The organism is Pseudanabaena sp. UWO310 (genome assembly GCF_006861605.1).
In the GTDB taxonomy this organism is placed as follows: Bacteria; Cyanobacteriota; Cyanobacteriia; order Pseudanabaenales; family Pseudanabaenaceae; genus Pseudanabaena.
Map to the genome: position 1 here is coordinate 109,494 of NZ_SELU01000002.1, position 12,345 is coordinate 121,838.

The 12,345-nt window shown below is 44.5% G+C and carries 5 protein-coding genes; all 5 read left to right on the forward strand.

From position 1 onward, the window contains the following. Positions 1 to 62: 62 nt before the first annotated feature. The 5 genes from PseudUWO310_RS01600 (at position 63) to PseudUWO310_RS01620 (ending at position 12,330) form a co-directional block, all read left to right on the forward strand. Positions 63 to 2,552: an ATP-dependent Clp protease ATP-binding subunit gene (locus PseudUWO310_RS01600; RefSeq protein WP_009626822.1), complete on the forward strand. Its 2,490-nt coding sequence runs from the start codon at positions 63 to 65 to the stop codon at positions 2,550 to 2,552. A gap of 124 nt (positions 2,553 to 2,676) precedes the next feature. Beyond that, entirely contained in the window at positions 2,677 to 3,792 is a 1,116-nt protein-coding gene (locus PseudUWO310_RS01605; RefSeq protein WP_223805493.1) for a septum site-determining protein MinC, read from the forward strand. Positions 3,793 to 3,794: 2 nt separating this feature from the next. Further along, positions 3,795 to 4,598, forward strand: coding sequence for a septum site-determining protein MinD (minD, locus tag PseudUWO310_RS01610; protein WP_009626820.1), 804 nt, complete (start codon positions 3,795 to 3,797; stop codon positions 4,596 to 4,598). A gap of 8 nt (positions 4,599 to 4,606) precedes the next feature. After that, positions 4,607 to 5,419 carry a cell division topological specificity factor MinE gene (gene minE / locus PseudUWO310_RS23495; RefSeq protein ID WP_142598454.1) on the forward strand — a complete coding sequence of 271 codons (813 nt, stop codon included), beginning with the start codon at positions 4,607 to 4,609 and terminating at the stop codon, positions 5,417 to 5,419. 1,019 nt (positions 5,420 to 6,438) lie between these two features. Further along, positions 6,439 to 12,330 carry an AAA family ATPase gene (locus PseudUWO310_RS01620; RefSeq protein WP_142598457.1) on the forward strand — a complete coding sequence of 1,964 codons (5,892 nt, stop codon included), beginning with the start codon at positions 6,439 to 6,441 and terminating at the stop codon, positions 12,328 to 12,330. Positions 12,331 to 12,345: the final 15 nt, after the last annotated feature.

A 12,345-nucleotide genomic window follows, 5' to 3' on the forward strand; every position in this document is an offset into this window, starting at 1 on the left:
TGCTGTTAAGGCTGTGCTAGTATTAACTTTAACCAGAACGCAGCAAAGTATGGGGAAACGCCATGTTTGAACGCTTTACAGAAAAAGCAATTAAAGTCATCATGCTGGCTCAAGAGGAAGCTCGCCGCCTCGGTCATAACTTTGTCGGCACAGAGCAAATTCTATTGGGTCTGATCGGAGAAGGAACTGGCGTTGCCGCCAAAGTACTGAAGTCGATGGGTGTAAACCTCAAAGATGCACGGATTGAGGTTGAGAAAATCATCGGACGCGGCTCTGGTTTTGTCGCCGTCGAAATACCTTTCACGCCTCGCGCCAAGAGAGTCCTTGAGTTGTCGCTAGAAGAAGCTCGCCAGTTGGGACATAACTACATCGGTACTGAGCATTTGTTGCTAGGACTAATTCGCGAAGGCGAAGGCGTTGCCGCTAGAGTTTTAGAAAATTTGGGCGTAGATCTGTCCAAAGTCCGTACTCAAGTAATTCGTATGTTGGGCGAGACTGCCGAAGTCTCCGCAGGTGGTGGTTCGTCGGGACGCACCAAAACGCCTACCCTTGATGAGTTTGGTTCTAATTTGACCCAGCTAGCTCAAGATGGCAAGCTCGATCCCGTTGTGGGTCGCGAGAAAGAAATTGAACGAGTAATCCAAATCCTCGGTCGTCGCACCAAAAACAACCCAGTGCTAATCGGTGAACCCGGTGTTGGTAAAACTGCGATCGCGGAAGGGCTTGCTCAACGCATTTCTAACAGTGACATTCCCGATATTCTCCAAGAAAAACGGGTGGTTACGTTAGACATTGGCTTGCTAGTGGCGGGTACAAAGTATCGTGGTGAATTTGAGGAACGCCTCAAAAAGATCATGGAAGAAATCCGCACCGCTGGCAATGTGATCTTGGTAATTGATGAAGTTCATACCCTGATCGGTGCTGGGGCTGCTGAAGGTGCGATCGATGCCGCGAATATCCTCAAGCCTGCCCTTGCCCGTGGCGAACTCCAATGCATCGGTGCAACTACCCTTGATGAGTATCGCAAGCATATCGAACGTGATGCTGCCCTCGAACGTCGCTTCCAGCCTGTCATGGTTGGTGAGCCTAGCGTTGAAGAAACCATCGAAATTTTGATCGGGTTGCGCCAACGTTACGAAGAACACCACAAGCTCAAGATCGACGATGAAGCCCTCGTTGCTGCCGCGAAGCTATCCGATCGCTATATTAGCGATCGCTTCTTGCCCGACAAAGCGATCGACTTGATCGACGAAGCTGGCTCTCGCGTAAGGCTGATTAACTCCCAATTACCTCCCGCCGCCAAGGAACTGGACAAAGAATTACGTCTAACCCTCAAAGAAAAGGATGACGCAGTTCGCAAGCAGGACTTTGATAAAGCTGCGGAATTACGGGATAAGGAAATCGATCTCAAACAGCAGATTCGCGCTCTCAGCCAAACCAAAAAGGCGGAAGCTCCCACCGAGGATGCCCCTGAAATTCGTGTTACCGAAGAGGATATCGCCTACATTGTCAGCTCTTGGACTGGCGTACCCGTACTCAAGATTACCGAGTCTGAGTCCGTCAAGCTCATGCAGATGGAAGAAACCCTGCATAGTCGCGTAATCGGACAGGATGAAGCGGTAAAAGCAATTTCCCGTGCCATCCGTCGCGCCCGCGTCGGGCTCAAGAGCCCCAATCGTCCGATCGCTAGCTTTATCTTCTCTGGACCCACAGGTGTTGGTAAAACCGAGCTAACTAAAGCGCTCGCATCCTACTTCTTTGGCTCTGAAGATGCGATGATTCGCCTCGATATGTCCGAATACATGGAGCGTCATACCGTATCGAAATTGATCGGTTCACCTCCTGGCTATGTCGGCTATAACGAAGGCGGTCAGCTTACGGAAGCCGTGCGTCGTCGTCCTTATACGGTCGTGCTATTCGACGAAATCGAAAAGGCTCACCCCGATGTCTTTAACTTGCTATTGCAAGTCCTTGAAGATGGTCGCTTGACCGACTCCAAGGGACGTACGGTTGACTTCAAGAACACCCTGTTGATCATGACCTCGAACGTTGGTTCTAAAGTCATCGAAAAGGGTGGTGGTGGACTCGGCTTTGACTTCGCTGCTAGCCAAGAAGATGCGCTCTATACCCGCATTCGCTCCCTAGTTAACGAAGAACTCAAGCAATACTTCCGCCCAGAATTCCTCAACCGTCTTGATGAAATCATTGTCTTCCGTCAGTTGACTAAGCCCGAAGTCAAGGAGATCGCCGATCTCATGCTCAATGAGTTCTTCAAGCGGATGCTCGATAAGAATATCGTTCTTACGGTAACCGAGCGCTTTAAGGATCTACTCGTCCAAGAGGGCTACAATCCTAGCTACGGCGCACGTCCGTTGCGTCGCGCCATCATGCGTTTACTTGAAGACTCTCTTGCGGAAGAGATCCTCACAGGTAAAGTCCGTGAAGGTGCTTCCGTACAGGTTGATGTCGATGACGATGGCAAGGTCAAAGTGATCGAAAAAGAAGCCCTTAACGGTTCTGAAAATAGCCTTCAGTTACTACCGTCGGCTTAGAGAAAACAGGGGGCGTAAGCCCCCTTGTTTTCTGTTTTTCTGTTTTTTTGTTTTTGCACCACCTTAGTGATTCCGAGAGCTTTGGTGGTAGATGGATGGACAGTGCTAAATTTGAAAAAGCTTCATGAATGCCAACCAGCGTAATATTGCCGTGAAATCGAATCCTCTGCCTCCTACGAAACTTCAGTCGGTTGCAGGGGATTTGTCATCTGCGGAGATGCCTGAAGTTATTGTAGTAACCGAAAAAAGTGAAGATTCCTTGGGCAATGTCCCTGCCCCTCTTACGGTTGCAGATGTGGAGGGGGGAGAACTCAAGCCAATTCCCAGCCAGCCTACTAAAAAGGCTCAGCCAGATGCTGAGGCAATTCCCGATCCTGAAATTTCCCAAGTAAGGTTTAAAACCCTTGAGGGCAAGCTCAATCTATTATTGCCAACTGAAAAAAAGATCAAGCTACCATTTCATAAATCTAACGATGGTTCTTCATCTTCTCTGTCTTCTCCATCTTCTCCATCTATTGGTGCAGATGATTCGGCATCGACTAATTCTGAGACTTCATTACTAACTTTAACTTGGGAAGAAATACTTTCTCAGCTAGAGCAACGCATGGCGGCGAGTGGTCATGATTGGAAACCCCGTACGCAGGTATATTTGCAAGCAGGCGATCGCCTATTGGATACGCGTCAACTGCAAGAAATATATGAGTCGTTGCAAAATTACCAATTATTGTTGCATTGTGTTGTCACTAATCGTCGTCAGACAGCGATCAATGCTGCTAGTATGGGTTTTTCTGTTGAGCAAGGCACTGTCTTTCGTGAGTTGTTAGGATTTAATCCAATTCCTAATGCGCCAACGGATGATCCGCTATACATTAAGATGACCGTAAGATCTGGTACAGAAATTCGGCATTCAGGCAGTATTATTGTCTTCGGTGATGTCAATGCTGGTGCGGAGTTAATCTCTGAAGGCGATATTATCGTGTGTGGCAAGCTGAAAGGCATGGCTCATGCAGGTGCTAAAGGTAATGCCCAATCGGTAGTGATGGCTTTGCACCTCAATGCCACCCAGATTAGGATTGCTAGTTTTATTGCTCGTGTTGAGACTCCCAGTACATCTTTTTGTCCAGAAGTAGCCTTGGTCAGTACGCAGGGTACACCTGCAATTAAAATTGTCCAAGTAGTTGACTTTTCTGCATTTAATCATTCTTCGCTAAACTATCCCTCGTCAATCAGTAATTCGTAAACATGAGTCGCATTATCGTTGTTACCTCCGGTAAAGGTGGTGTCGGCAAGACCACATCTTCAGCAAATCTCGGCATGGCGCTCGCTAAACTAGGGCGTAAAGTGGTTTTGGTGGATGCTGACTTTGGCTTGCGAAATCTCGATCTTTTATTGGGATTAGAAAATCGCATCGTGTATACCGCCCTTGAGGTAATTGCACGAGAATGTAAGCTCGATCAAGCCCTAGTTAAAGATAAGCGTCAACCTAATCTATCGCTCTTAGCCGCTCCCCAAACACGAAATAAAACCGCCATTACCGCCGCTCACATGAAGGCTCTAGTAGAGGTTTTAAGCCGATATTTTGATTACGTATTAATTGACTGTCCCGCAGGGATTGAGTCAGGTTTTCAAAATGCGATCGCAGGAGCGAAGGAAGCGATCGTCGTGACGACTCCTGAAATATCGGCAGTGCGAGATGCCGACCGTGTAGTTGGGTTACTCGAAGCCAACCGAATTACCGATATTAAATTAATTTTGAACCGGATTCGCCCAGCTATGGTAAAAAATAACGACATGATGAGTGTCGAGGATGTGCTGGATATTTTGTCAGTTAAATTAATTGGCGTAATTCCTGATGACGAACAGGTGATCGTTTCTACTAATAAAGGGGAACCATTGGTGTTGTCAGATAAGCCATCGCTAGCAGGCACTGCCTATGAGAATGTGGCAAAGAGACTGGAAGGCAAAAATATCGAGTTCTTACAACTCGAAGTACCCCCTAAAGGATTTTTTGCCCGTCTGTCTAGCTGGATTAGTGGGAATTCCTGAGGTTAGAAATGATTTCAACACTGCTCGATCGCCTGTTTCAAAGAAGTAACGTCCCCAGTGGAGCGCAAGTCAAGCAGCGTTTGAAATTTATCTTGGCTCACGATCGAGCCGCGATCGAGCCACAGGTTTTTGAAAATATGCGCCATGAAATCATGCGGGTAGTTTCAAGATATGTAGAGCTTGATGAAGGCGCGTTGGATATCCGCTTAGAGTCGGATAAACGCATGACCGCGTTAATCGCGAATCTGCCCATTCGGATGGTGCGGGAAGAGTTACCCGATCTGGTAAGTCTTTTTGATAATCCTGATGAAGAAAACACTCCAAACCAAGAGGAGTCAAAGGATTCTTCGGTATTAGAAATGGATTTATCCGCCGAAGCCGCCCTTGATGCGATCGCGGCAAAAGATCCCATACAAACCTCTGAAGATATATCCCCAGCGAGCATAGCTCTGGTGGCAGAAAGAACGACCGAAGTAAGTATCAAACTGAGGAGCGCTGCTACTAAAACGCAAAATGCGGAAGCGAGCGATCGCGTCGTTAGGGAAAGCGATCGGGTGGAAACTCAAGTTAGCAAGGATGTGGTGAATACTGGGGTTCCGACGGAGAACAATTTAGATACCGCTGTGAGCGATATCAGCAATATTAGCTCTACTAATGTTATTGCTGATAAAAATGCCGATAAAGTTCCTGCTGAGCGAGTTGTTGCTGTTAATGCTAGTGACGTTAATATTGTCGATGGCAAGGAAGAATCCGCCATTGAAGAATCGAGTGATCAACTAGAGTTGTCCTTCGATGTTCCCAGTTCGAGCGAGACAAGATAACAAGATAACAAGATAACAAGGTAAGGTTTACTTAGATACTTAGAGTATAAACCCCCAAAAACTAGTGGCAGTGCAAAGCACCGCCACTAGTTTTTGGGAGTTTTGAGTTGCGATAAAACCGAAGAAGATAAGGTTGGCGCGAAGCGCCAACCTTATCTTCTTCGGTTTTGATTTTGTCCCTATACCAATTTCCAAAATGGCAACGCCATTTTGGAAATTGGTATAGGGGTTTGAAAGGCTCAAAATGGCATAGCCATTTTGAGCCTTGGTATTACAGAGAATTGAGTGTTTTTATGTATTGCAGTAAGTGAAAGAAAAAATCATGTTAATGATAGTTATGCCTTAAAGGATGACAGAAATAATGAGAATTTAAAAATGATTCATTGGATTTTTTAACTCAATTAATAGAAATATAATTTTTTAAATTGATGTGTCTAAATTTAGATTTAGGGATTTGTTTAGAGATGCATTCAAAGATTAGATATTCAACGATCTGGTTATAGGATAATTTTAGGTGATCGCCTGTTTGATATGCCTATTTGATATACCTGTTCCGTTCTTGTAAGTAACTAAACATAGTTAAATATAAAAGCCTAAAGCTTTTGTGGCAAGCATTGTGTACATTGCTACTTTTGATATTGGCTCCTAATTAGACTATGTAACTTATCACAATTTTTATAGTTAATAGGGATGATTTAATCTCAGCATATATGCTTGGTATCTACTTTAGTCTGATACTTTCTGTATAATAGAAAAGTAATCTGTCATAGAATATATATAGGGGATCTAGGTGATTTTCTAGTAAAAAGATGTACTAATAGATACTCTAATAAATATGCAGGGGGTAAGAGTATCACTAGTATTTTATCTTGTTTTAATGGAAATCATTTTAGTGTGATCGTTAGGCGATATTTGAATGGTTTAGAGCTAAATCCAGATATTAATAAGATGTCGATACAGAATGAGGCTACATGACAGATCTTGGCGAATCTTATCTTTAGTGTTATCGATCCATAACCATGTCTCTAATAGCAAGTAATAATTTTCATAAATTTCCTCAACTCGCTGGCTATACTATTGCCGAGCAAATCTATAATGGCTCTCGAACTAGTGTTTATCGAGCTATAGATGACTCTAACGGTCGGGGCGTGATAGTTAAGCTGCTACAACAGGATTACCCCAGTTTCAATGAGTTGTTGAAATTTCGCAATCAATACACGATCGCCAAAAAATTGGACGTTAGCGGCATTGTGCGCCCCTACAGCTTGGAAGCCTGTGGTAATAGCTACGCCATTGTCATGGAAGATTTTGGAGGTATTTCGCTACAACAGCATATCCAAAAGCAACCATTATCTTTGGCGGAAAAATTGGAAATAGCCATCCAAATTACTCAAATCTTGGACGAACTGCACCAATCCTGCGTTATTCATAAGGATATTAAACCCGCCAATATTCTGATTCACCCAGAAACGAACCAAATCAAATTAATTGATTTTAGTATTGCTTCGCTATTGCCAAAGGAAACTCCAGAAATTAAAAACCCCAATGGCTTAGAAGGAACTTTGGCTTATATCGCGCCCGAACAGACAGGAAGAATGAATCGGGGGATCGACTATCGCACAGACTTCTATTCCTTTGGGGTAACGCTATACGAACTATTTGCTAGACAACGCCCTTTCGGTTCCTTTGACCCCATGGAATTAGTGCATTGTCACTTAGCTAAAATACCACCCACGATTCACCAGATCTGTCCCGAAATTCCCGTTGTGCTCTCGGATATCGTTGATAAGTTGATGGCTAAAAATGCCGAAGAACGTTACCAAAGTGCTTCAGGGCTAAAGCATGATTTACAACTATGTCTACATCAATTGCAAGAATTTGGGGAGATTAGTAACTTTGCGATCGGCAAACGCGACATGGGCGATCGCTTCCTGATACCTGAAAAACTGTATGGGCGGGAAATCGAGGTCAATCTCCTTCTAGAATCCTTCGAGCATGTTGCCCATGGGGCAACGGAACTGATGCTAGTTAAAGGATTTTCGGGGATTGGTAAAACGGCGGTCGTTAATGAGGTGCATAAACCGATTGTCCGCCAAAGGGGATATTTCATCAAAGGTAAGTTTGATCAATTTAATCGCAATATTCCCTTTTCGGCTTTTGTTCAAGCTTTTAGGGACTTAATCGGGCAATTGATGGGCGAAAGCGATCTCCAATTGCAGACTTGGAAAACTCGACTTTTAGAGGCTGTGGGAGAAAATGGGCAAATCATTATTGATGTCATCCCAGAATTAGAGCGAATTATGGGGGCGCAATCCCCCGCGCCCGCACTAACGGGGGCAGCCGCACAGAACCGATTTAATTCCCTCTTACAGAAATTTATTCACGTCTTTGCCAAGCCCGAACATCCCTTGGTTTTGTTCCTCGATGATTTGCAATGGGCAGATTCTGCTTCGCTAAATTTGATTCGGGTATTGATGGAGGACTTAGAAACGGGGTATCTCTTCGTCATCGGAGCCTATCGAGACAATGAAGTTTCTACGGCTCATCCTTTGATGTTGACCTTGGATGCGGTCAGTAAAACGCATATAACGACAAGTACGATCGCCCTCCAACCTCTCGACCAGAATAGCTTGAATCTCTTGGTTGCCGATACGCTCCATTGTCATGAAGAGTTGGCGCAACCCTTAACGGAACTATTAATGCAAAAAACGCAAGGCAACCCATTTTTTGCCACTCAGTTCCTCAGAGCTTTGTATCAAGATGGTGCGATCGCTTTTAACGCCAATGCCAGCCATTGGCAATGTGATATCGCCCAAGTGCGGAATGCGGCTCTGAAGGATGATGTAGTGGAATTTATGGCTTTGCAGTTGCAAAAATTGCCAGTAACTACTCAGGCGATTTTAAAGCTGGCGGCTTGTATGGGTGCGCAGTTTGATCTAGATACTTTGGCTATAGTTGCCGAGCGGTCGTCAGAGTCGGTAGCAGGTTTGCTATGGGTAGCTTTGCAGGAGGGGTTGATTTTACCTCAAAGCGAGATTTATAAGTTTTATCTTGAAGAAAGCGATATGTCGCAGTCGATTAGCCAACCAACTCTCAAGGAAACGCTTAACTACAGGTTTTTGCATGATCGCGTCCAACAGGCTGCCTATTCACTGATTCCTGACGATCAAAAGCAAAAGACTCACCTGACAATCGGACGACTATTGCAACAAAATCTTTCTAGTCTGGAGCAAGAGGAAAATCTATTTGAAATTCTGGGTCACCTCAATGCGAGTAGCTCCTTAATCACCGATCCTGCCGAAAAAAGAGAGCTTGTGCATCTGAATTTTGCTGGTTGTAAACGGGCTAAAGCCTCAACTGCCTATAGCGCAGCGGTACGCTATGCCAAGGAAGCCATTAATTTACTGCCATCAGACTCTTGGCAAACAGACCATCAGTTAACCTTGCAGCTTTATGAGACTGCTGCGGAAACGGCCTATTTAAATATTGAATTTACCGATGCTCTGAAACTGATTGATATTATCTTGCAAGAATGCGATCGCCCGATCGATCGCACCCTTGCTTACGAGTTATCGGTACAAATATATATCGCCCAAGATCTCCAGTTAAAAGCTATTGAAACGGGATTAAATGCACTGACAAGCCTTGGTGTATCTCTAGTAGATCTGACAAACTGGCAAGATCACCTGCCCCAACTTCCCAGTAAAGATGGACTGGTTAGTAAGCCGCAAATGACTGACCCAGTCTATCTTGCAGCCTTACAGATTCTCATCACAATTACACCACCCACCCATCACGTTAAGCCCGAATTGTTTCCTGCCGTAGTCTTAACGATGGTGGATCTGTGCGATCGCGAAGGATATTCGGAGCTAGCTGCCTATGCTTATGGGATCTATGGCTTGTTACTTTGTGCTGTAATTGGCGATTTAGATGCTGCCCATCAATCTGGCAAAGTTGCCCTGTCTTTGTTGGAGCAATATCAAGCGCGGGCATTGAGAACAAAAGTAAATATGCTATTCGCGGTCTTTGTCTGTACTTGTAAGGAGGCGGGAAATGCCACTTTGCCTTTACTGACGCAGGGCATTGAAGTGGGATTAGAAGTTGCGGATATTGAATATGTCAGTTACTGCATCATGGCGTATTTCACCCATTTATTTCTCATTGGCAAGCCTCTAGAGTCTCTGCAAGAAGCCCAAGTGAAGTACATGCCGATTTTAGAGCAATTTAAGCAGGAGCATTGCATTGAATATTCTAAGATCTGGCTGCGTATTAATGACAAATTTATAAATGCCGATATCAATGCCGATATAAATACCGATATAAATGCCGATACAAATGCCAATGGCTCAGATGCTATTGATCCGAGTGATGCTGAAGTTTTGCAACGCTTTGAAAATACCCACAACCATCAATGTCTTTTCGCTTTTCACCTGTCGAGACTGATATTTGACTATACCCTCGGCAATTATGCGATCGCTTTAGACCATGCCGTGAAGGCAACCGCTAGCCAAGATGCCGCCTTTGGGTTTCTTCTTACTGCCGCCCATACTTTCTATCACTCCTTAGCAAGCTTAGCCTTAGCAAGTTTAGGAGGGATCGTTTCCAAAGAAACCAAACTTGAACTCGCGATCGCCAATCAACAAAAATTACAACACTTAGCAAACCACTCTCCCACTAATTATCTCCATAAGTACGAATTAGTTTCGGCGGAAATTCTCCGCATTCAAGGGGAGAAGGCTTTAGCCATGGACTTTTATGATCGCGCGATCGCTGGAGCTAAGGCTAACGGATATATGCAAGAAGAAGCTCTGGCTAACGAACTTGCCGCTAAGTTTTATCTGGACTGGGGGAAAGAGAAGATTGCTGCTATCTATATGCAGGAAGCCTACTACGGCTATACCCGTTGGGGGGCTAAAGCCAAGGTTGAAGATCTGGAAAGGCTCTATCCTCATCTATTGCAGGTGATTCTCCAGCAAGCAGCCTCACCAATCATGAAGATCGAACCCCTCTCAACGATTGCTATTCCCGATATATCGATTCATGCTTCGATCGATCCCAGCAGTTCCTCTACGAGTATGAATGCCATGATGGACTTTGCTGCGCTCCTTAAGGCTTCTCAGAGCATCTCTGGAACTATTGAAATTGATCAGTTATTGCACGAACTTACGCAAGTGGTGCTCCAAAATTCTGGAGGCGATCGCTGTGCCTTGATCTTGCCAGACGCTCAAGGAGAATGGCAAGTTGCGGCGATCGCTACACCTGAAGCGATCGCCCTGACGAGCGAAGCTCTAGATGGCAACGTCAATGTTCCCGTTAAATTGATTCAATATGTCAAAAACACGAAGACTTTTGTGGCGATAGACGACTGTAAAACTTCCCTACCAGTGATTGGGAAATATTTGACTCGGGAACAACCCAAGAGTTTGCTATGTTTTCCTCTCCTCAATCAAGCCAAATTGATTGGCATACTATATTTGGAAAATCGGGCAACTAGCGGTGTATTTACCCTCGATCGCGTTGAATTACTTAATTTTATCTGTGCCCAAGCCGCGATTTCCTTGGAAAATGCCAACCTATACCACCAAGAACAGATTACTTCTCTCCGATTAGCGAACTTAAATGCCCAACTGGAATTACAGCTAGTTCAAATTGCTGAAAGTGAAGCCCAAAAACGAGCCATCATTCAAGCAATTCCCGATATGATATTTCAGGTTAATAGAGATGGAGTTTATCTAGACTATTCTGAATCGTCAGAAGTAAATGCGTTAAAATCTCCCAATCCATCAGCTCAAGCAGAACCGATTGGGAAGTCACTAGCGGATTACTTATCACCAGAACTTTATCAGCAGAAAATGCGTGATATTGAATTGGTTCTGAAAACAGGAGAAATGCATGTCTATAATCAGGTATTGACCATTGAAGGTAAGCCTCAATACGAAGAAGTCAGGGTTGTACCGATGGGCCATACTGAAAATGTTCTATTTACGATCCGCAATGTAACCGAGCAGAAACAAGCAGAAGATTTAATTCAGCAGAAGTCGCTAGAACTTGAGCAGGCTCTTAAGGAACTGCAAGAGTCGCAACTATTAATCGTGCAAAGTGAAAAAATGTCTGCTCTGGGCAATTTAGTCGCGGGTGTAGCCCATGAGATCAATAATCCTGTGGGTAGTATCGTGGGTAATGTAAGCGCAGCACAAAGCTATATCAATGATCTATTGGGATTAATCGATCTATATTCTGCGAAGTTCCCCGATCCCGGGGCAGAGATTCTTGAGGAACTTGAATCAATTGATATTGAATATGTGCGGGAGGATTTACCCAACTTGATTCGGGCTATGAAAAATGGAGGCGATCGCATTAGAGCTATTAGTAATAGCCTCCGCACTTTCTCCCGTGCGGATACCGATACCATGCAAATCTTTGATATTCATGAAGGAATTGATAGCACGATTTTGATCCTCCGCCATCGCCTCAAAGCAAATGAGCACCGTCCAGCGATCGGAGTCATCACAGAATATGGTCGGGTTCCAGCACTTAAATGTTTTCCTGGACAACTCAATCAGGTATTTATGAATATTTTGGCTAATGCGATTGATGCATTGGATGAAGCCAGTCAAAATCTTAGCTATGCAGAGATTGAGGCAAATCCCAATCGCATTACTGTCCAAACTATGGTGTTAGATAATCATGTCAAAATAACCATTTCCGACAATGGAAAAGGTATGACTGAAGAAGTCAAAGCCAAGATCTTTGACCATTTATTTACTACTAAGGGGGTCGGAAAAGGAACGGGGCTGGGGTTAGCGATCGCTAAGCAAATCGTTGTAGAAAAGCATGGAGGAAGCATCGATGTAAGCTCCATAATCGGGCGAGGAACTATTTTTGCAATTCTTCTGCCTTTACGAAGATAAATTGTGATTTAATCT

Bases quoted from the DNA above. Each gene is read 5' to 3' on its own strand.
- PseudUWO310_RS01600 (WP_009626822.1), top strand. From the start codon at position 63: ATGTTTGAACGCTTTACAGAAAAAGCAATTAAAGTCATCATGCTGGCT.
- PseudUWO310_RS01605 (WP_223805493.1), top strand. From the start codon at position 2,677: ATGAATGCCAACCAGCGTAATATTGCCGTGAAATCGAATCCTCTGCCT.
- minD (WP_009626820.1), top strand. From the start codon at position 3,795: ATGAGTCGCATTATCGTTGTTACCTCCGGTAAAGGTGGTGTCGGCAAG.
- minE (WP_142598454.1), top strand. From the start codon at position 4,607: ATGATTTCAACACTGCTCGATCGCCTGTTTCAAAGAAGTAACGTCCCC.
- PseudUWO310_RS01620 (WP_142598457.1), top strand. From the start codon at position 6,439: ATGTCTCTAATAGCAAGTAATAATTTTCATAAATTTCCTCAACTCGCT.